Source organism: Hyphomicrobium denitrificans 1NES1 (assembly GCF_000230975.2).
In the GTDB taxonomy this organism is placed as follows: domain Bacteria; phylum Pseudomonadota; class Alphaproteobacteria; order Rhizobiales; family Hyphomicrobiaceae; genus Hyphomicrobium_B; species Hyphomicrobium_B denitrificans_A.
The window spans coordinates 455,698-475,998 of sequence record NC_021172.1 but is presented as its reverse complement, the minus strand read 5'-3'; the positions used below and the strand labels follow the sequence as shown (position 1 = coordinate 475,998).

17 protein-coding genes are annotated in these 20,301 nt (G+C 60.7%); 6 read left to right on the top strand and 11 right to left on the bottom strand.

The annotated features are described in order from the left end of the window. Positions 1-214 precede the first annotated feature (214 nt). On the top strand, positions 215-844 hold the full coding sequence (locus HYPDE_RS02245) for an ABC transporter substrate-binding protein (protein WP_041319816.1): 630 nt from the start codon (positions 215-217) through the stop codon (positions 842-844). Between the two features lie 182 nt (positions 845-1,026). Here the strand turns inward: HYPDE_RS02245 and HYPDE_RS02240 are convergent, their stop codons facing one another. Further along, complete coding sequence (locus HYPDE_RS02240; RefSeq protein ID WP_015596706.1) at positions 1,027-1,980, bottom strand: MlaA family lipoprotein; 954 nt, start codon at positions 1,978-1,980, stop codon at positions 1,027-1,029. Positions 1,981-2,113: 133 nt separating this feature from the next. On the opposite strand from HYPDE_RS02240, the gene hpnI reads away from it, so the two are divergent. After that, positions 2,114-3,247, top strand: a complete 1,134-nt coding sequence (hpnI, locus tag HYPDE_RS02235; RefSeq protein ID WP_015596705.1) for a bacteriohopanetetrol glucosamine biosynthesis glycosyltransferase HpnI — start codon at positions 2,114-2,116, stop codon at positions 3,245-3,247. An 11-nt stretch (positions 3,248-3,258) separates the two neighbouring features. Continuing rightward, positions 3,259-4,677, top strand: coding sequence for a hopanoid biosynthesis associated radical SAM protein HpnJ (gene hpnJ, locus HYPDE_RS02230; protein ID WP_015596704.1), 1,419 nt, complete (start codon positions 3,259-3,261; stop codon positions 4,675-4,677). On the opposite strand, the gene HYPDE_RS02225 is transcribed toward hpnJ, so the two are convergent. Next, positions 4,674-7,310 carry an MMPL family transporter gene (locus HYPDE_RS02225; RefSeq protein ID WP_015596703.1) on the bottom strand — a complete coding sequence of 879 codons (2,637 nt, stop codon included), beginning with the start codon at positions 7,308-7,310 and terminating at the stop codon, positions 4,674-4,676. The two genes, hpnJ and HYPDE_RS02225, sit on opposite strands and share 4 nt — an antisense overlap. Before the next feature lie 326 nt (positions 7,311-7,636). Between HYPDE_RS02225 and ispH the strand changes: the two genes are divergently transcribed. Then, positions 7,637-8,566, top strand: coding sequence for a 4-hydroxy-3-methylbut-2-enyl diphosphate reductase (gene ispH / locus HYPDE_RS02220; protein WP_041319813.1), 930 nt, complete (start codon positions 7,637-7,639; stop codon positions 8,564-8,566). Positions 8,567-8,607: 41 nt separating this feature from the next. Further along, positions 8,608-9,762, top strand: coding sequence for an adenosyl-hopene transferase HpnH (gene hpnH / locus HYPDE_RS02215; RefSeq protein ID WP_015596701.1), 1,155 nt, complete (start codon positions 8,608-8,610; stop codon positions 9,760-9,762). Here the strand turns inward: hpnH and HYPDE_RS02210 are convergent. The 9 genes from HYPDE_RS02210 to HYPDE_RS02170 form a co-directional block, all read right to left on the bottom strand. Then, positions 9,700-10,389 (bottom strand): phosphorylase, encoded by a 690-nt coding sequence (locus tag HYPDE_RS02210; RefSeq protein ID WP_015596700.1) that lies wholly within the window; start codon positions 10,387-10,389, stop codon positions 9,700-9,702. The genes hpnH and HYPDE_RS02210 overlap by 63 nt on opposite strands. Positions 10,390-10,393: 4 nt before the next feature. Next, the gene (shc, locus tag HYPDE_RS02205) at positions 10,394-12,391 is read right to left on the bottom strand and encodes a squalene--hopene cyclase (RefSeq protein WP_015596699.1); all 1,998 of its coding nucleotides are present in this window, start codon (positions 12,389-12,391) and stop codon (positions 10,394-10,396) included. Positions 12,392-12,420: 29 nt separating this feature from the next. Beyond that, positions 12,421-13,674 carry a hydroxysqualene dehydroxylase HpnE gene (hpnE, locus tag HYPDE_RS02200; protein ID WP_015596698.1) on the bottom strand — a complete coding sequence of 418 codons (1,254 nt, stop codon included), beginning with the start codon at positions 13,672-13,674 and terminating at the stop codon, positions 12,421-12,423. Beyond that, the gene (gene hpnD, locus HYPDE_RS02195) at positions 13,674-14,516 is read right to left on the bottom strand and encodes a presqualene diphosphate synthase HpnD (protein ID WP_015596697.1); all 843 of its coding nucleotides are present in this window, start codon (positions 14,514-14,516) and stop codon (positions 13,674-13,676) included. The genes hpnE and hpnD overlap by 1 nt, the downstream gene beginning before the upstream one ends. Beyond that, on the bottom strand, positions 14,513-15,397 hold the full coding sequence (gene hpnC, locus HYPDE_RS02190) for a squalene synthase HpnC (RefSeq protein ID WP_015596696.1): 885 nt from the start codon (positions 15,395-15,397) through the stop codon (positions 14,513-14,515). Before hpnC ends, hpnD begins: the two co-directional genes overlap by 4 nt. Continuing rightward, on the bottom strand, positions 15,394-16,560 hold the full coding sequence (locus tag HYPDE_RS02185) for a glycosyltransferase (protein WP_015596695.1): 1,167 nt from the start codon (positions 16,558-16,560) through the stop codon (positions 15,394-15,396). Before HYPDE_RS02185 ends, hpnC begins: the two co-directional genes overlap by 4 nt. After that, entirely contained in the window at positions 16,557-17,642 is a 1,086-nt protein-coding gene (gene hpnA, locus HYPDE_RS02180) for a hopanoid-associated sugar epimerase (protein WP_015596694.1), read from the bottom strand. The genes HYPDE_RS02185 and hpnA overlap by 4 nt, the downstream gene beginning before the upstream one ends. Positions 17,643-17,778: 136 nt before the next feature. Continuing rightward, positions 17,779-19,086, bottom strand: a complete 1,308-nt coding sequence (locus HYPDE_RS02175) for a PQQ-dependent sugar dehydrogenase (protein WP_015596693.1) — start codon at positions 19,084-19,086, stop codon at positions 17,779-17,781. Positions 19,087-19,189: 103 nt separating this feature from the next. Beyond that, entirely contained in the window at positions 19,190-19,786 is a 597-nt protein-coding gene (locus HYPDE_RS02170; protein WP_015596692.1) for a TetR/AcrR family transcriptional regulator, read from the bottom strand. A 137-nt stretch (positions 19,787-19,923) separates the two neighbouring features. Here HYPDE_RS02170 and HYPDE_RS02165 point away from each other — a divergent pair, with 137 nt between their 5' ends. Further along, a complete protein-coding gene (locus HYPDE_RS02165) occupies positions 19,924-20,151 on the top strand; it encodes a hypothetical protein (protein ID WP_015596691.1) in 228 nt (75 codons plus the stop codon). Positions 20,152-20,301 lie beyond the last annotated feature (150 nt).

The window sequence follows — 20,301 nt, the reverse complement described above, 5'->3', positions numbered from 1 at the left end:
CCTTCGCCGCATAAATTATGGACCCTCGGAGCGGCTCAAAAAATGGATGATGCCGCTCGTGCGGGACTCTGCGGGGAAGTGTTGCAACCGAGCCTCACAACTGGCAAACACCTGTAACAACATGGGCAAATTAAGGCCATTCTGCTCGATTACGCGATGCGCGGCTTCGAATACGGCCTTTCTGTTGGAAAACGCAATACGAAGGAGGCGGCCGATGGCCCCGACTAGAAAGTCACTTGTCATCAGCGTGATTTTACGCAGTTTGCTGTTCGCTGGAGTCTGCGTTCCAGGCGCCGCATCGTCGTGGGCAGCCGACGCGCCGGATGTGATCGACGGACTGAACGCTCAACTTCTTGCAACGATGAAGCAGGCGCAGGCCCTCGGCGTTCAGGGCCGCTACGATGCACTCGCACCGGTTCTCTCGAAAACATATGACATTGCCTCGATGACGCGCATGGCAGTCGGGCCGGATTGGGAAGCGCTGCAACCTGCGCAGAAAGCCGCGTTGACTGACGCTTTCTCGCGCATGATGATTGCCACGTACGCAAAGCGTTTCGACGGCTTTTCAGGCGAAGCCTTCAAGATTACTGAGGTCACCGATCGGGCAACCGATAAGATGGTCAAGACCCAGATCGTCCAAAGCAACGGCAAGCCGGTCCCGATCAATTATCTGATGCGGAAATCCGGGCCCGAGTGGAGGGTGGTGGATGTCTACCTCGACGGGACAATCAGTGAGCTTGCAAGCCGCCGGGCGGAATTTACATCGATATTGAAGTCCGGGGGGCCGGACGCCCTGATCGCCTCGCTGCGAAAACAGGGTGACAGGCTTCTATCGGGCAGTTGAGAGTAACTAGGTCGCTTCGCTTAGACGTCATGGCTGTAGTTGGTAGCGCCAGCCATGACGTCTCTCTTTCGGAAGGCTGATCCGCGAAAAGCACCGGATCATCGCGCCGCACGTTTCCGACCCGGCAACAGCCTCAAATCACGTCGATACGATGATGAAATCGTCGATGAGCGACCGGCTCTTCAACGTACGGCAGTCGGATCTTCCGTCTTCGGCGGTCCCACGATCACGACGGTGCGCGGCCTGGCCGACTGCATCTTCGGCACGTCGGTCATCTGACGGCTCTCAAGCATAGTCGGCGATGAAACCAATGTCATGACCGGCTCAATCGCATTCGGATCGGGCGGCGGAGGCGTGCTCGTCAGCGCGCTCGTATTCAGTGCTTCCTGAAGCTCGGCTTGCCGCTTCTGGTCCGTAACGCTTCTGAGCATCGAATAGAAATCGACCGAGCTATCCTCGAGCGTCTGCATGTCCTCGGCTTTGCTAAGGTTCGTCAGAGGACTTGCCACCGTGCCAGCGAGATCCACGCGGCTCGCCAGCGTTGCTAACTTCGTCGGAATCAGCGCCGCTGCCGGAAGCTGCGCCGCGAACTCGACGCCGGTGCCGATGGCATCACGCACATTTGTCGGCCCGATAACCGGAAGCACGAGATAGCTGCTGTCGCGATAGCCCCAGATGTACATCGTCTGGCCGAAATCGCCCGACTGCTTGCTCAAGCCCTGGGCTGTCGCAACGTCGAAAAGCCCGCCGAGCCCGAGCGTCGTATTGAGAGCGAACCGCCCTAGGGTCGTAGCTGCGGCCGCAGGCCGAAGTTGCAGGACGTCATTTACGAACACCATCGGCTCGTTGAGGTTCGTCGTGAACGCATCCAGGCGATCGCGAACCTCTTCCGGCACGTTCTCATTATAGGCTTTCGCGGCGGGATAGAGGACCGAGTGATTGAAGTCCTGATTGCTTTCGAAGACCGAGCGATTGAACTTCTCGTTAGGGTCAGCGATCGTCTTCGGCAAGTCGTCCTTTTCCGCGGACGCCAGATAGTCGGGAGACGGCACAGACGCACCCGTGCTGGCGCAGCCGGAAAGCGCTACGCCAACGAATATGCAGCCGACCCAACTGAGGATGGCGCTTGACTTCACGTCTCGATATTCCCCCTTGCAGGCCCCCGCCTGTCAGGCATCCTGAGGTTTAGCGCAGCTCCGAATCAGAAGCTACCCTTAACAGGTGATACTGGCAGAGCTTCCCCTTGATAAATCAGAAAGTAGCGTCGGAATGACGTCCTGTCTGTGGCTTGTTTGCACCCTCATTGCGATTATCGGTAGCGCTTATGCTCTGCTGGCAGCCACCCTCGTCGCGCGCTTTGCGGCCGGCTCAAAGGCCCTGCTTCAAAATCCGGAAGACGTCACGCTCCTGAAGCCGCTTCACGGCGCGGAGGCTGCCCTGGCTCCAAATCTCGAATCATTTTGCGCCCAGAACTACGCGGCGGATATCCAGGTCGTTTGCGGCGTCCAAGACCCGCACGATCCGGCAATACTCTTCGTCCAAAACCTCCGCGCGCAGTTTCCAAACCGCGACATCCGCCTCGCGATCGGCTCAAAACCGAATGCCAGAAATCCAAAAATATCAAATATTCTTAATATGATGTCCGAAACGTCGTGCGATATTTTGATCCTGAGCGACAGCGACATGAGTGTGAGACCGGACTATGTGAGCGATGTCGTCGCCGCTTTGCAACAACCCGGGGTTGGTCTCGTCACTTGCCTCTATCGTGGCAGTGCCGCCGGAGGATTCTGGTCGCGCCTTGCGGCTGCCGCCGTCGATCAGCATTTTCTCCCAAACGTCCTCGTCGGGCTGCAATTCGGGCTCGCGCACCCTTGCTTCGGATCGACGATCGCGCTGCGACGTGAAACGCTTCGGCGCATCGGCGGCTTTGAAGCTTTCGCGGATGCTCTCGCTGACGATTATGAAATGGGAGAGGCAGTGCGCCGACTCGGGCTTAAAGTCGCGATACCTCCGTTCACCATCGGGCACACCTTTTCCGACGCATCGTTTACGGAACTCATTTCCCACGAGCTTCGCTGGGCGCGCACGATTCGCCTCGTCGATCCAATGGGCTATGTGGGTTCTATCGTCACTCACCCGCTCCCCTTCGCGCTGGCCGCGCTGCCGCTGAGTGGCTTCAGCGCAATAGCCGTGATGATCCTTGCCGCAACGCTTGCGTCGCGCCTTTTCGTTCCGATACAAGTTGAGCGATTGCCGGGCGGGGGCAAACGTTCGCTCTGGCTCAGCCCTTTGCGAGATCTCGTGAGTTTCGCAGTGTTCGTCGCGAGTTTCGTGCCCGGCGCCGTCAGCTGGCGGGGCCGCCGCTACAGCGTCGAATCTGATGGGTCCGTCACGCCGCTCTGAAAGGCGCCGATATGCGCACGCTCTTTTTGCAAGCTCCTTCTTTCGACGGCTACGATGGTGGTGCGGGCGCGCGCTATCAGATGAAGCGCGAGGTGCGCTCGTTCTGGTATCCGACATGGCTCGCGCAACCGGCCGCGCTCGTCGAAGGCTCGAAGCTGATCGACGCGCCACCGCATGATCTCTCCTTCAAGGACATCGAGGGCGATATCCGCGGCAAAGACCTGATCGTGCTTCACACCTCGACGCCGTCCTTCCGCCAGGACATCAAGACGGCCGAGATGATCAAGGACGTCAACCCGACTGCAAAGGTTGGCTTCATCGGCGCCAAGGTTGCGGTCGAACCCGAAAAGGCATTCACGGAAACGTCGGCGATCGATTTCGTCGCCCGCAACGAATTTGATTTCACCATCAAGGAAATCGCCGACGGCCGCGACTGGGCCAACGTCAAAGGCATCACCTACCGCAACAAGGAAGGTGTCGTCGTCCGCAACGACGATCGCGAGGTCCTGCACAACATGGACCTGCTGCCCTTCGTGACGCCGGTCTACAAACGCGACCTCGACATCAACAAATACTTCGGCGGCTATCTCAAGCACCCCTACATTTCGTTCTATACCGGCCGCGGCTGCAAATCGCGCTGCACGTTCTGCCTGTGGCCGCAAACCGTCGGCGGCCACAATTATCGCGTCCGCTCGATCGAGCACGTCATTGAGGAAGTGAAATACGTCCAGCGCGAATTTCCGCAGGTCAAGGAGATCTTCTTCGACGACGATACGCTGACCGACAACATTCCGCGCGTCGAGGCACTGGCCAAGGAACTCGGCAAGCTCGGCGTCGTCTGGTCGTGCAATGCCAAGGCCAACGTCCCGCGCAAGACGCTCGAGATCCTGAAGGACAACGGCCTGCGGCTGCTGCTCGTCGGCTATGAATCGGGCAATCAGAAAATCCTTCACAACATCAAGAAGGGCCTGCTGGTCGACGTCGCCAAGCGCTTCTCGAAGGATTGCCGCGAACTCGGCATCGTCATCCACGGCACGTTTATTTTGGGCCTTCCCGGAGAGACGCGCGAGACGATCCAGGAAACGCTGGAGTTCGCCAAGGAAGTGAACCCGCACACGATCCAGGTGTCCCTCGCCGCGCCCTATCCGGGCACGTTCCTCTACAATCAGGCGAAAGAAAACGGCTGGTTCGCCGAGGAAACCGATCTCTTGACCGAAGGCGGCACGCAGATCGCGCCACTCAACTATCCTCACCTCGGCCACACGGAAATCTTCAATTCGGTCGAAGACTTCTACAAGAAGTTCTATTTCCGCCCGTCGAAGATTGCTTCCATCGTCGGCGAGATGATTACGTCGCCCGAGATGATGAAGCGACGCCTGCGCGAGGGTGTCGAATTCTTCCAGTTCCTGCGCAACCGCGAAGAAGCCTAAAGACTTTCACTGAGTTCAGTCGAAGAAGCCGGGCTAACTTGCTCCGGCTTTTTTTCGTTCCGCGGCGGACCCATCAGAATGGGCTGGAACAACACCGCTGCGGCGAGCGTCGTCACGAGCGACAGCGCGAGCAATTCGCCCATGCTCGACGTCCCCGGATGGCTTGAGAAGAACAGGCTTCCGAACGCTACCGCCGTCGTCATGGCGCTGAAAATGACGGCGCGCGTCAGAGCCGACGCAAGCAAGCTCGTCTCGCCCTCTCGCCACGCGAGCACGTAATAGATCTTGAACGCGACGCCGACGCCGAGAAGCACCGGCAGCGCGATGATATTGGCGAAGTTGAGTGGCAATCCGATCAAAACACACAGCTCAAGCGTCACGACGCCCGCAAGCAAGAGCGGAACGAGCGTCAGCAGCACGTCGCTCACCCGTCGCAGAGCCACGAACAGGATCAGCGTGATTGAGATCAGCGCCAGCGCGCCGGCCTGAATGAAAGCCGAGACAACCGTCTTTGCGGATTCCTGGATGAGGATCGGAACGCCCGTCGCACCCGGCGCCACGGCAAGCACGGCCGTCGCGAAACGCCGCAAATTGGCGTTGTCGTTCCCGTCGCCCGCGGGAGCGACCTGAATGCGCGCCCGGCCGTCCTTGGTCGTCCAGTCGGAAACGATATCCTGCGGCAGCTTTTCCAGCGTCACGGGCTCGGCTCCCAGCGCCGCGCGAATTTGCGTAAGCCGCAGCTTGAAGCCATCCATCAAGGCGCTCTCGACCTTTGAACGCTGATCCGGCGTTGCATCCGCGAGCCTGCCGAGCACGTCCGCCATGCGCGCCGCGATCGGCGATCCGCCGCCCTTCTTTGCAGCATCGGCAAATCCCGACGCCGCCTCCTTGAGCGTCGCCTTCGTCTCCTCGTCGGTCGGCCGCTTGCGCTCATCCGGCGTGTCGAGAGAAGGTCCGAGCAGATTCGCAGCATCCCGAATGACCGCAAGCTTTTCCGGCTGCTGGTCGGGTACGAAGCTCGCGAGCGTCACCACGCGCGAGACTTCGGGCAACTGCTCGATTTTTGCAGCGAGCGCCTTCGCGTCGCCAAGCGATGGCGTCAGGATGTCGATCGTGTTTGGAGCGGTCGCAGGGTCTTTCATCAGGTCGTTGAACGTCGCGACCGACTCGACCTTGTCGCTCCTGAGGTTGATCGGATTGAAATCGAACGTCAGACGCTGCAACAGCGGCAGCCCGGCGGCCACTGAGATCGCGGTGACGGTCAGAATCGCGATTCTGTGCCGCGCCATGAAACGATCGACGGGCGCCAGCGCGCGATAGCCGACCTCGTCCGGCTCCCCCGGCGGATTGAGCAAGACGAGCAGCGCCGGCAGCAGCGTAATGCTCGTTAGAAATGCGATGATCATGCCACTGCCGGCGATCAGACCAAGCTCCGAGACGCCGCGATAGGCTGTCGGCAGAAACGCATAGAAACCGGCGGTCGTCGCTGCCGCGGCGAGCGCCAGCGGCTTTCCGGCGTTCCGCCCCGCAGCAACCAAAGCCTCGCGAAGCGCGTCGAGATTGTGCCGCTCTTGCCGGTATCTGACCGAAAACTGAATGCCGAAATCGACGCCGATGCCGACGAACAGCACCGCGAACGCGACCGAGATCAGGTTGAGGGCGCCGACCATGGCGAGCCCCGCTGCTGCCGTCAGCGTCAGCCCTACGAACAGCGAGACGATGACGGCGAAAATGATCCGTCCCGACCTGAGCGCTAACCACAAAATCACGAGAACGGCCGCAATGGTGAGAGCCGTATTGACGACCAGCCCCTCCGCGACCGTCCCGAATTCTTCATCCGCCATAGGCACAGACCCGGTCAGGCGGACGCGCACGCCGTGATCCGGCGTCAAACCGAGCTGCCGCGCCGTCTCTCGAATGATCTCAGACGCTTCCGCACCGGGTTGCAACTCTCCGAAATCGAGAATCGGCTTCACTTCGAGAAAGCGGCGCAGGTCCGCCGAAGCCGGTTTCTCATTCGTTAGCAACTCATCCCACGAAAAGACTGACGGCTTACCCGTGACCAGATCGTCGATGGAACCGGCGAGCACCGACAGCGGCTTTTCATAATCGGCCCACGTCGCGCGCTCCGCTTCAACGCCTTGGGGCACGAACGATAGCGCTTTCGCCAGGCCGTTGAGAGTCGGATCGGCGGCCATCGTCGCGAGCACCGGCTGCGCCTTGATCAGATTTTCCGTCGTTTGCTTGACCTCTTCGAGCGAAAGGTAAAGCAAGCCATTCTTGTCGAAAAACGCACCGCCTTCGCGCCGGTGAACTGCTTCGAAGGGCTTCGGAACCTTGGCGGAAAGAGCGGTGTAGAGCTTCCGCGCGGACGACTCGGCCAGTTCCGGCGTCGTGCCGTCGATGACGACCTCGATCGTATCGCTATGTTGCGGAAACGCGGCGTCGAACTGCTGCTCGCGCTGTCGCCAATCGAGGTCCGACGAGATCAGCTGGCTCGTGTCTGTCGTGATGGCGAAGTGCGACTCAACGTAGGAGATCGCGCCTACAGTAAGCGCAGCCCCAAGCACGATTGTCAGCCACGGCAGACGCAGCGCGGCGGCGACGATGCCCGCAACCATACGTTCGATCATGCCGTCACGGACTCGCCCTGCTCGTGCCGGTAACTGGAATAAATGATGGGCATGCCTGCCAAACTCATCAGAATTTCAGTGGATGAAACCGCTGCTTATCAGATGTGCCTTGGCTTCGCACCCCAGCCAACAGATATGTTGCTTTTAAGACACCAGAGTCCGGCCCTTCGCCGCGTAACGCCGCCGTGAGTCCATATTCAAATATTTAGCGCGTAAAGTCTGCTCTGGGAAAAACTGAAGTATTCAGCACAGCACGCGATCGCATCCCATCGGGAGCCGGGCTGGAGCAGATCGCAGTCGTGTATCGGCAGAACGGGGAATTCTGCATGAAAATTATCCTGGCGCAGCCGCGCGGCTTTTGCGCCGGCGTTGTCCGGGCCATCGAGATCGTCGAACGGGCGCTCGCCACGGGCGAAGGACCGGTCTACGTGCGCCACGAGATCGTCCACAACCGTCACGTCGTCGACAGCCTGAAGGCGAAAGGCGCGAAGTTCGTTGAGGATCTGGACGAGATCCCCTCCGACGCGGTTGCGATCTTCAGCGCCCACGGCGTTTCGCGCGATGTCGAGGATGGCGCTGCGAAGCGCAATTTGAACGTTATTGATGCAACTTGCCCTCTGGTCACCAAGGTCCACAATCAGGGACAGCGCTATTCGTCCCTCGGCCGCACCGTCATCCTGATCGGCCACGCGGGGCACGCCGAGGTTGAGGGCACGCTGGGCCGAATCACCGGCCCGGTCTACCTCGTCGAGAACCGCGAGGACGTTCTTAACCTCAACATTCCCGACGACACGCCCATCGCCTACATCACGCAGACGACGCTAAGCGTTGACGACACGCGCCAGACGATCGAGGCCGTCAAAGCGCGCTTCAGCGATGTCATCGGCCCCGAGACGCGCGACATCTGCTATGCCACCCAGAATCGCCAGACGGCCGTGCGCAACCTCTGCGGTCACGTCGAGGTCCTGCTCGTGGTCGGGTCCGCAAACAGCTCCAACTCCAACCGGCTTCGGGAAATCGGGGAAGAATGCGGCGTCCCGAGTTATCTCGTCGCAGATGGCGGTCAGATCGATCCGCGATGGCTTGCCGGAAAGGAAACCATCGGCATAACTGCGGGAGCGTCTGCGCCGGAAGTCCTTGTCGATGACGTAATCGGGGCGTTAGCTAAGCTGGGGTCGGTCGAGATCAAGGCGCTACAAGGCGTCGAGGAAAAAATTACCTTTCGCTTGCCGCCTGAATTGCTCAAAGCGTCGTGAGGCACCGGGGTTATGAGCACCGCTAGAAGGAGCCTTGAGGGGTGGGAATTCCATTAGACCAGGCACTGTCGATCGGTGCCTACGTGCTGAAGCAGCACCTGACGGGCCGTAAGCGGTATCCTCTTGTGCTGATGCTGGAGCCGCTGTTTCGCTGCAACCTCGCATGCGCGGGTTGCGGCAAGATCGACTATCCTGACAAGATCCTGAACCAACGCATCTCGGTCGCCGACGCCCTCCATTCGATGGATGAATGCGGCGCGCCCGTCGTCGTCATGGCAGGTGGCGAGCCCCTGCTCCATAAAGAGCTGCCTGAGATCGTCAATGGCGCGCTGGCCAAGGGCAAGTTCGTGACGGTCTGCACCAACGCGCTGTTGCTGGAAAAGAAGATCGATCTCTATAAGCCGCACAAGCGTTTCAACTGGTCGATCCATCTCGATGGCGACCGTGAGATGCACGACAAGTCCGTGTGCCAGCAGGGCGTCTACGATCGCGCCGTCGAAGCCATCCGGATCGCCAAGGACAAAGGCTTCCGCGTCAACATCAACTGCACACTCTTCAGCGATGCCGAGCCGGAGCGCGTCGCGAGGTTCCTCGACGACGTCAAGGCGATGGACATCGGCGGCATCACGATTTCGCCAGGCTACGCCTACGAGCGCGCGCCCGATCAGCAGCACTTCCTGAACCGTACGAAAACGAAGCAGCTTTTCCGCGATATTCTGAAGCGCGGACGCGGCGGTCGCGCCTGGCCGTTCTTCCAGTCGGCGCTGTTCCTCGACTTCCTCGCAGGCAACCAGACCTACCAGTGCACGCCTTGGGGCAACCCGACGCGCACTGTCTTCGGCTGGCAGCGGCCCTGCTATCTCCTTGGCGAAGGCTATGCCAAGACCTTCAAGGAACTGATGGAAGACACCGACTGGGACAAGTACGGCACCGGTAACTACGAAAAGTGTGCCGACTGCATGGTCCATTCGGGCTTCGAAGCAACCGCCGTCGTCGACGCCGTCAGGCGTCCGTGGAAAATCGCCGCCGTCGCGCTCAAAGGCGTAAAGACCGATGGCCCGATGGCTCCCGATATCCCGTTGCACAATCAGCGGCCGGCCGAGTTCGTCTTCTCGCGTCATGTCGAGAAGAAACTAGCCGAAATCGATCAAGCTGAAGCCAAGGGCCGGCCCAACAAGACGGTGGCAGCGGAATAGCTCAGCCATTGCGTGCCGGGCCGCGAAAGCGGTCCGCATCAAGTCTGGTAGTTGACCGGGCTGCGAGCCAAGGGACTTGAGTACCGCCACGATATCGGGCGTTCCGTCGGACTTCATGCCGTTGACCGCGGCTGGAGGCAAGCGCTGCTCTGCGCTGTCGGCGATCACGCGCAGAATTGCGAAAGGCAATTCGTGCGCAGTCGCGATGCGCGCCACGATGTGACTTTCCATATCGACGGCCGCAGCCCCTGTCGCCCGATAGAGCGCCGCTTTCGCATCGACTTCGCCAACAACTCGCGACGAACCGAAAACCGTTTCGCGGCGCGCGCCGGGAAGCGCGGCAGACAGCCGATCGGTCCACGCTCCGTCGGCGTCGAATTTCTGCCCTTCGCTCAGAACAGCCATCCCGACGACGTACGTTCCCGGCTTCAGACCCGGTTGCAACGCCCCCGCGATCCCGAAACTGATAAGCCCGAGCGCGCCGCCAACGAGCGCCCGCTCGAGCAATGCCGCAAGCCGTGCTTCGTCACCCCCGCCGATGACCGCCTTCACACCGGGCGAATGCTCCGCAACACGCGCCTCTGTTCGAAGGCCGGTCGCAGCGACGACGAAGCCTTGAGCGTGCACGGCATCACATCCCGACAAGAACGGATTTGGTATTGGCCGATTTGAGGTTCCGGTAACGCGCCAGCGCCCACAGCGGGAAGAACTTCGAATAGCCGTGGTAGCGAAGATAGAAGACGCGCGGAAACCCCGTTGCCGTGAAGCGCTCTTCGCCCCAGAAGCCATCGCTGCCCTGCTTGGACGTCAAATAGGTAACGCCTTTCTTGACAGCCGGATGATCGACCTCGCCAGCAGCCATCAATCCCATCAGCGCCCACGCTGTCTGCGATGCTGTGCTCGGTGCGCGCTCATAGCCCTTGTAGTCGAGGCTGTAGCTCTCGCCGTCCTCGCCCCAGCCGCCATCCGAGTTCTGTATCGAGACGAGCCAGTCGACGGCCTTGCGCATTGGCGGCGCCGACGGATCGACGCCCGCAGCATTCAATGCGCAGAGCACCGACCACGTACCGTAGATGTAGTTCATACCCCAACGGCCATACCAGCTTCCGTCTTTCTCTTGGGTGTTTTCGAGATACGCGAGTGCTTTGTCGAGGACCGCACTTGTGTCTCGCCGCTCGCCAAGCTGCGCCAGCATTGAGACACAGCGCGCCGAAACGTCGGCTGTGGGCGGATCGAGAAGCGCGCCATGATCCGAAAACGGAATCTGATTGAGGTATTCGTAAGTGTTGTCGGCATCGAACGCGCCCCAGCCGCCGTTCTTGCTCTGCACGCCGGCGATCCACTCACGCGCACGCGCCATCGACTCTCGATATTGCTCGCGTTTCGACGCGTCTCTTCCTGCAGCGCGATCCATCGCCATCACGACAACGGCCGTATCGTCGACATCCGGGTAATAGGGGTTCGCATATTGAAATGCCCAGCCTCCGGGACGCACGCCGGGTCGCGTTGCCGCCCAGTCACCGACTGTGTCGAGAACCTGCAGCGGTTTCAGCCACGCAAGCGCCCGGTCGACGCTTTGTTCCGTCTGCGCACCACCCGATTCCATCAACGCATGTGCTGCGAGCGCCGTATCCCAGACCGGCGACAGGCACGGCTGGCAATAGGCCTCGTCGTCCTTGACGACGAGCAGCTTCTCGATCGAGCCGCGCGCCGTCACATAGTCCGGATGATCCTGCGGATACCCGAGCGCATCGTAGACCAGCAGCGAATTGACCATTGCCGGAAAGATCGCGCCAAGGCCGTCTTCACCGTTGAGACGCTCGGTTACGAAAGCAACGGCCTTATCGATGGATTTTTTGCGCAGCGACTTTGGAAAAGCAGGCTCGACCAACCGCAGCACCCGGTCGATACCGCCGAAGACCTGCGACCACGGAAATTTCTGATGCGGGCCCTTAGGCCAATTCCGAACCTGCTCCGGCGGCGTGGCGAACAATTCCGCAATGCCGATCCCTTTCGGATTCCGTGCCCGCGGCTTCAGCGCGTTGAGCACCGTTAACGGAATGAGAACCGTCCGCGCCCAATAGGAAATCTTGTCGATGTGAAACGGGAACCATCGCGGCAGCAGCATGATCTCGACCGGCATCACCGGCACGCCCGACCACGGAATGGACCCGAAAAGCGCCAGGAGATTGCGCGTGAAGACGTTACTGTGCGATGCGCCCCCCTGCGCCAAAATCCACGCACGCGCCTTCTTCATATGAGGCGCGTCGGGCGAGTCGCCGATCATCTTCAGCGCATAGTAGGCCTTAACCGCAGCGCTGATGTTCGACACGCCGTCGTGAAACAACGGCCAGCCGCCGTCGTCCGACTGGATGCGCCGAAGATAGCGCGCAATCTTTTCCTCGAGCACCGTATCGACAGGCTCGCCGAGATAGTGCCGCATCAGCACGTATTCGGCCGGGATCGTCGCGTCCGCCTCCAACTCGAACACGAAATGCCCGTCGGGACGTTGAAGCGCGAGCAGCGAGTTGCGCGCCGACGAGATCGCCGCTTCAAGATCATGTCCCGAAACATCTCGCGATGCGCTGTCTACGGAACGAGCAAATGTTGCGGCCGCGTTGGTGGTCATGGAGGCTCTCCCAGAAGCCTTGCGTCGTATCAGAAACCCCTGGCCATCGCCAGTTTGGCTGCTTTCTCGCCCGAGCGAATCGCGCCTTCGATCGTCGCCGGCAGGCCCGTCGCAGTCCAATCGCCCGCAAGATGGAAGTTGCGCCACCTCGTTTCGGTCGAGGGCCTGAGCGCATCCTGCTCCGGCGTTGCGGCAAAAGTCGCGCGCCGCTCCTTAACGATTTGCCACGGCGGAAACTCGCCGTTCAGCCCCGCGATCTTCGCGACTTCGGACCAGATCTGCCGCGCCAGCGGCTCCCGCTCCGTTTCATTGAAGCGATCGGCAGCACTGACCGTCACCGACAGCCGACCGTCGAATGCAAAAAGCCACTCCGTCGTCCCGTTGATGACCCCGATGATCTTTGGCAAGTCGGCAGGAGGCGCGACCTTGAAATGCAGATTGAAGATCGCGCGATAGTCCGTCGGCACCGGGAGACCTGGAACGAGCGTCCGCGCGACCCACCCCGGAACGGCAAGAATGACATGATCTTCCGGATTAAGGTTCAGTGCGCCTTCTGCAAATTGCAGAGACCGGACACGATCCTCACTGAATTCGAACGCCCGCACTGCATCGTCAAAGCGAACCTCGCCGCCGTTCTCGCGAATGAATGCAACGGCCGGATCGACCAGAGCCGGTCCAAGCCCCTTGGCAGCGAAGAGTGGCCGGCACGCGCGCCCGCCCTTCGCCAGCGTGCCGCGAACGACCGCGCCCGCCAAGCGCGCCGAGCCCTCCGCCGGATCGCAATTCAATGCCGCTAGCAAGACCGGATAGAGCAACTTGCGATAGACGTCGCTGCGGCTGTCGATCTTTTGCGTGACGGTATCGGACCCGTTTGCGAGCAACAGATTTCCGAGGCGCGCGTAATCCGCCGCGCGCGTTCCCGGAACACGCCGCTGCTTTGAGAAAACCCACCACGGCACCGGTCCATCGTTGGGCCGCAGCACCCACCGCTCGCCCGATTTGACGTCATGAAAGGTGAACTCGGCGTGATCCGCCATCGCGAGGACATCGCGCCCCCCGATCACATCGAGGAAGGCAAGCGCACTCTCATTGCCCGACAGAATGAGATGATTGCCGTTGTCGATGGTGAGGCCCAATGCCGGTTCGTAATACGACCGGCAACGGCCGCCCGCATGCCGCGCCAGCTCATGCACGACCACCCGCTTACCCCTGCGCGAAAGCTCAACCGCCGCCGAAAGGCCGGCGAGACCGGCCCCGACGATGTGCGTCGTACCCGATGACATTAGAAGATGCCGTCGCGGAGCACGGCCCAAAGCACATACCGCTTCGAGCGACGGACATCGGCGCGCGGCGCATGCCACCCCCGCGCAATCAGCTTCTCGAGGATGCCGCGATAGACCGTCGCCATCATCCGGGGCGAACGCGCCGAGCGGCGCGGGCAACGCGCCATAAGGGCTTCCGACCGCCGGTAATAATTACGCGTCTTTTGGGCGATGCCCCGGCAAACTCGGTCCAGCGCGGGATGCACAAGAATAGCGTCGATCTCTGTCTCGGTAATGCCGCCTTCGTTCAGTGCTTCTTTCGGCAGATAGAGCCGGCCGAGCGACGCATCTTCGTCGATGTCACGCAGGATATTCGTCAGTTGCAGAGCCCGGCCGAGATAATGCGCGAGATCGATGCCGAGTTCGCCCTCGATACCGAAGATCGGAACAGAAAGCCGACCGACCGCAGACGCGGCGCGGTCGCAGTAAAGATCGAGTGTCGCCCAGTCGGGAGCATGGATATCGCGCACGATGTCCATCTCCATGCCGTCCACAACGGCAATGAAATCATCCTTCTTGAGCCCGAATTTCGTAATCGGCCGCGCAAGGTAATTCGTCCGCAGCGTCGTCTGTCCGTTGGCGTAAAACTGCTCGATATCGGTGCGGTAGCGCGCGAGTTCCGCCATGCGGGCTTCTCTCGGGCCGCCGTTATCGGCGACGTCATCGACAGCCCGGCAGAAGGCATAGACGTGATACATCGCATCGCGCTGCTCTTGCGGCAGCATGCGCATGGCCGCGTAGAACGAGCTGCGCGATGCCGCCGGCACCTCGTCATGGGCCAATGTTTGTGCTTCGGACGTCATGCGACATCATCCCTGACGGCTTGGTAGGTCGCGCGTTTACCCGTCGCTCGCGCAGCGATCGTCAAAGCTGCGGCACGCCCCGTGATCAAAGTGGCGCGCGCTTTTGAAAGATGCACCGGGTCGGCCAACGGATCGCGCGCACCTAAAAGATTGACGAGTTCGCGGGCAAGTCCGACGATGACCGACGTTTCGACGCCGAGGCGCAAGTCCGAGACACGCGGCGGCAGCTGCGAAGCTTCCGGCAAAAGATCGCCGGTTCGGGCGACGACATCGCGAAGGCAAGCCAGCAACTGCGGCGATGAACGGGATCGAGCGAGATCGGCGACATCGGCTCCATGCCGCGCCATGTCGTCCAGCGGAATATAGACGCGATCGAGATTGCGATAGTCCTTTCCGCAATCCTGGACGTGATTGATGATCTGCAGCGCCGTGCAGAGTGCGTCGGACGGCGCCCACGTCGATTGAGATTCCCCATGCACATCGAGAACGAAGCGGCCGACCGGCATCGCCGAGTAGCGGCAATAATCGATCAACTCCGCCCAATTGGCATATCGGTTTTTTGTTACGTCCTGGCGGAACGCTCTCAGAAGATCGAGTGCATGTTGCGAACTGAGGCCGCGCCGCTGCAGTTCCGCGCGAAGCGGCAGCGCATCGGCAGCAGTATCGGATCTGCCCAGAAGCGTATCTTCAAGCGCCGCGAGAATTGCGAGCTTCGCTGATGGATCGAGGCTCTCGTGATCGGCCGCATCGTCCGCTGCGCGCGCAAAGCGATAAAAGGCGAGGATCGGCGCCCGGTAACGCGACGCAATGATCCGCGACGCAACGGGAAAGTTCTCGTCGTGCTCTGACTTGCCGGACTTGTACGCGGTGTCGACCGTCATTGCTTTCCTGCTTGGGCCTGAACGCGTCCCTTCCAGAGACCTCCTCGCCCAGCGCTGTGCTGGTAGGCTGAATCTAGCGTAAAGACTAAATAGGCGGCTGCAATAAGAGGCAGCGCGAAGCCCCATAGTGGGGAACGGTGGTAAAACCGCAACGTTGGCTGAAACGATAGCACCATCAGCAGATAAGCAGCGGTGGAAAAAACCCAGACAGGATAGCTCCTCGCGAGGATTATGAGTGGCGGCGCCAAGTAAAGGACGCTCATGCCGACAATCGTTCCGATCAGCAGAAATGGCGAGTAACGAAGCTGCGCATACGCTGAGCGCGCAACCATGCGGCGAATGTCTTCAACCTTAGGGTAGGGCCTGAGGCTGAGAACGCGCTCCGACATTCCAAGCCAGATAGGCCCCTGCGCCTTCATGATCTTGGCGAGCGTGCAGTCGTCGATCAAAGCGCCGCGAATAGCCCCCATCCCTCCGGCGCGCTCGAGCGCCAAGCGTTCGACCAGCATGCACCCGCCCGCCGCTGCGGCGGTCCTCGCAATTGCGCGGTTTGCCCATGCGAATGGATAGAGCATCTTGAAAAAAAGGACGAAGGCCGGAATGAGTGCCTTCTCCGCAAAACTCTCGCAATTGAGCTTGGCCATGACCGACGTCAGCACACGGTTTTCACCCGATGCACGCTGCGCGAGAGACATGAGAACGCCGGGCTCATAGCCGATATCGGCATCGGTCAGGAGAAAATATTGCGGCGCGCTTTGCCCTGCGCTCGCAACCGCAATGCCCTGATGCATCGCCCAGACTTTGCCCGTCCAGCCCGAGGGCAGCGGTGCCCCGCTGACGACGGCGATCTTGCAGCCGGCCTGGTCTGCCACGCGACGTGCGACGTCCGCCGTACCGTCGCTGCTCTGATCATCGACAAGTACGATCGAAAATTCGCCTGGATAATTTTGCGCAGCCAGCGACGTCAGCGATCGCTGCAGCACGTCCGCCTCGTTCCGGGCAGGGACCACGGCGACGACGGAAGGCCAATCGAATACCTCCCGACTTTCCCGCGATTCGTGCGTTTCCTCACGCTCGCGCGTCAGCCAAAACCCGCCATGCAGCAGAACGAGATAGAGCCACGCGATTAGGCCGACCACCGCGATGATTTCGACCGCGCTCATTTCAAATATCCCGCGTCGCGAAACCAATCGTACGCATCGGCCAAAGCCTCGGAAGCCGGACGCGAACGGTAAGCGATCTCGCGCTTCGCTTTTGCAGACGAAAAATACATCTTGTACTTCGCCATCCGGATGCCGTCGACGGTGGCGAAAGGTTCGCGCCCCGTTATTCGGGCCGCAGCTTCCGCACCATACGCGATCGGATAGACAAGATGGCGCGGCAATCGCGTGGTCGGCGCGCGGCGTCCCGCGAGCCGCGAAATTTCGGCCAGCATATCCCCGAGCGTCATGTCATCGCCGCCAAGGATATAGCGCTCGCCGATCCGGCCGCGCGTTAGCGCCGCGAGATGTCCTGCCGCAACATCATCGACGTGCACGAGATTGAGCCCCGTATCGACGTAAGCCGGCATGCGCCCGCAGGCGGCCTCGATGACGATGCGCCCCGTCGGCGTCGGCCGAACGTCGCGCGGGCCGATCGGCGTCGAGGGATTGACGATCACTGCAGGAAGCTTGGAGTCGGCAACCATGCCTTCGACAAACCGCTCGGCAAGAACTTTGCTTTTCTTGTACGCGCCAATGGCATCGGCTTCGTCCAGAGGCGATCCCTCATCGACCGGAGTGCCATCCCGTGACGGCCTGAGCGTTGCAACGCTCGACGTATAGACGACGCGCTCGACGCCGTTTGCGAGAGCGGCTTCCATCACGGCGCGCGTGCCTTCGACATTCGCCTGAATGATCTCGTTCGGATCGGGCGCCCAAAGCCTGTAGTCGGCGGCGACATGAAAAACATGGCGCACATCGCGCATAGCCTGCAGCATCCGGCCGGAATCGCGAATGTCTCCCTCCACCACATCAAGGCCGAGACCGGCGAGATTTGCCCGATTGCTGTTCCGTCGAACGAGTGCACGAACCGCAAATCCTTGATCGAGCAGAAGCCGCGCGACCGCCGAGCCGACAAAGCCCGAAGCACCCGTCAAAAATGCAATGCCTTTTTCAGACAAGGGATGCTGTTCCTGCTCGCTGGCGGTGGATGACGGAAGGGTGCGTCTTTGGCAAACGCTCAGAACGGCACGTCGTAGAGCCATCGAGGACAGAGTCGGCTGCACGCGACCTGCCCGTTCGGCACATGAAGTAAAAATTTTCCACGACGCAAGACTCCCCCCGCAAGCCTTATCGATGATTCAAAGACGGCTCTTCGAGATGCCGCGATAAGCGTCCTGGTCAGCCTCTGTACGTGATCCGCCAGACCCGTCCCGCCGCATCGTCCGCGACATAGAGCGAGCCGTCCGGGCCAATGGCAAGTCCAGTCGGACGATGTTCGACGCCGTCTTTGCCCGAACGAAACCCATCGGCAAAAATCATGTAGCCGCCGACGGCTTTTCCGTCTGCGAGAGGTTGAAACACGACATTGTAACCTGCCTGGGGTCCAAATGACCGGTTCCACGAACCGTGGAATGCGATGAAAGCGCCGCCACGATACGCGTCCGGAAACTGCGTCCCTTTATAGATTTTGAGATCGTTCGGTCCCCAGTGCGCCGGGAACGCGGCCACCGGCGGCAGCTTGTCTGCGCATTGTCCGATGGCTTTTCCGCCGTCGCCGCCGTATTCGGGAGCGAGAACCAGCTTGCCCTGCGCGCCGTCGAAATAGCAATACGGCCACCCGTAGTCGCCGCCGTCCCGCAGAAGAACGAGCTCTTCGGCAGGCAAGTCAGAACCTTGCGCGGAATTGTAGAGCTTCGGCCAGTTCTCGTAGAGCTGATCGCGACCATGCTGGGTCGCATAAACGCGCCCAGACGAGTCGACGTCAATGCCGATCGCGTTGCGGATGCCCGTTACGAAACGCTCGTTCTCCGAAAAAACTTGATCGGTCTTGTTCGCATCATAGCGCCAGATACCCGCGCGCGTTTTCAGTTCTTCGCAAGGATCGAGTCCGGGCGATTCTTTCGTCCGGTCATTCTGCTGGCACGAATTCGTCGCCGAGCCGAGATCGATAAAGAGATTACCCTCGGTATCGATCGCGAAAGGTCGTGCCGTGTGATTGCCGTCCATCGGCAAATCCTTGACGATCGTCTCCGGCTGCCCTTGCAGAGCGACTTCGCCATCCTTCCGCGGATAGCGAATGATCCGGCCTCGGCTCTCGAGATAGAGCCAATCCTTATAGAGGAAAATGCCGGTGCCGCCCGGCACATCGCCACCGAAACGGACAACGATGTCGGCACGCCCGTCACCATCGGTATCCTTGAGACCAACGACCGGACCGTCGGCGGCCTTGCTGTGCCGGATGGCGGCGTTGAGATAAACCGTTCCATCGGCGGCAACAGCAATGTGGCGTGGCGCGCCCTCCACATCCGCAAATACCGTCGCGCAAAAGCCCCGCGGCAGAATCAGACCGCCGTTATCCGCGGGACATAGGGCTGCGTTTGCGGCCGCTTTACCCTCTGGACGCGGGTCTTCGCCGGCCGCAATTGAAATGGTCGCGAATGAAAAGGCTGCTGCCAATGCGACGCCGATGACGAACTTCTTAGCCATATGTCATTCCATTATTGGTGGTGCGCGGAACACGAAAGTATGCCGCTTCGAAAACCGGCGGACGCACCGATCGAGTGTCCGCCGCCTTCAGCCGACCAGGACACTAGCCCGGCCACGCCTTCATGGCCATGTCGGCCACACGTAATAGATCATCGCGCGACGCGCCGCCGGCCGCCTGCACGGACATGCCCTGCGTAATGGTCGAGACAAAGCGCGCGAGTTGGGCAGGATCTGCGTCGGACGCGAGATCGCCTTCTGCCTTGGCATGTTCGAGGCGCTCCCGAAGCGTCTGCTCCGCCTCGGAGCGACGTTTGCACAATTCCTGTTTGATCGCGTCCGAAGCCTCGCCGCACGTCAAAGCGCCTTGCACCGCAAGACAGCCGCGCGGATTGCATGGATCGGTCAATGCAATTGCGACGTTTCTCAAAAGCTGCTCGACGACCCCGCGCGCGGTCGGCTCCGCCAAGGCCTCGCGCAGGGCCCGGCCGGGACCTCGCTCCGCGTAGCGATCCAACGCCCGGCGGAAAAGTTCTTCCTTGTTTCCGAAAGCCGCATACAGGCTCGGACGGTTGATACCCATAGCGTCCGTGAGATCGGCCAGCGAAGCACCTTCGTAACCCCTCTGCCAGAAGATGCGCAGCGCCTTGTCGAGCGCGGAGTCGACATCGAATTCTCTCGGCCGGCCTTTATGCGTCTGCACCGCATGTCTCCCGGTCATCGTCTGTTCAGACTCGAACCCATACAATTACGTACTCAACGATACAAATATTCATTGACATGCTGCGGTTTTCACCCATATCGTACCTATCGGTACATATATAGACGACGAGGTGCACGATGAAGGGCTCCCTCACGAGCGCCAGCGCAATCGTCAAGGGGTTTAAAGGCTGGATAGCCCGCCGCCGGGCAGCAGCCACCGCCAAAATCGAAACACCGGAAACGGAAGTTGTATGGGTGTGCGGGCGGCGCATGCCGATGGAGGGTCCCGAATTTGATGCCCGGCGCGAATTCTCTGCCCAGCAAGATCGCTGGCCGCTGGGACCAAGCGTCGACAATTATTCCTGAGTAAGCCCGATTGCCGATCGAACCACGTTCGCCGTTTTCGCAAGGCGTTTCGCAACCCTGACGTCTAACCGAGACGAGCTGTTCCACTCACGAGCACGCAAAGCTTCAGTCATCGCTGTTGACAGGCGCGGGCGGCGCTTGCAATGCGGT

Bases quoted from the DNA above. Each gene is read 5' to 3' on its own strand.
- HYPDE_RS02245 (WP_041319816.1), top strand. From the start codon at position 215: ATGGCCCCGACTAGAAAGTCACTTGTCATCAGCGTGATTTTACGCAGT.
- hpnI (WP_015596705.1), top strand. From the start codon at position 2,114: ATGACGTCCTGTCTGTGGCTTGTTTGCACCCTCATTGCGATTATCGGT.
- hpnJ (WP_015596704.1), top strand. From the start codon at position 3,259: ATGCGCACGCTCTTTTTGCAAGCTCCTTCTTTCGACGGCTACGATGGT.
- HYPDE_RS02225 (WP_015596703.1), bottom strand. From the start codon at position 7,310: ATGATCGAACGTATGGTTGCGGGCATCGTCGCCGCCGCGCTGCGTCTG.
- ispH (WP_041319813.1), top strand. From the start codon at position 7,637: ATGAAAATTATCCTGGCGCAGCCGCGCGGCTTTTGCGCCGGCGTTGTC.
- shc (WP_015596699.1), bottom strand. From the start codon at position 12,391: ATGACCACCAACGCGGCCGCAACATTTGCTCGTTCCGTAGACAGCGCA.
- hpnE (WP_015596698.1), bottom strand. From the start codon at position 13,674: ATGTCATCGGGTACGACGCACATCGTCGGGGCCGGTCTCGCCGGCCTT.
- hpnD (WP_015596697.1), bottom strand. From the start codon at position 14,516: ATGACGTCCGAAGCACAAACATTGGCCCATGACGAGGTGCCGGCGGCA.
- hpnC (WP_015596696.1), bottom strand. From the start codon at position 15,397: ATGACGGTCGACACCGCGTACAAGTCCGGCAAGTCAGAGCACGACGAG.
- HYPDE_RS02185 (WP_015596695.1), bottom strand. From the start codon at position 16,560: ATGAGCGCGGTCGAAATCATCGCGGTGGTCGGCCTAATCGCGTGGCTC.
- hpnA (WP_015596694.1), bottom strand. From the start codon at position 17,642: ATGGCTCTACGACGTGCCGTTCTGAGCGTTTGCCAAAGACGCACCCTT.
- HYPDE_RS02175 (WP_015596693.1), bottom strand. From the start codon at position 19,086: ATGGCTAAGAAGTTCGTCATCGGCGTCGCATTGGCAGCAGCCTTTTCA.
- HYPDE_RS02165 (WP_015596691.1), top strand. From the start codon at position 19,924: ATGAAGGGCTCCCTCACGAGCGCCAGCGCAATCGTCAAGGGGTTTAAA.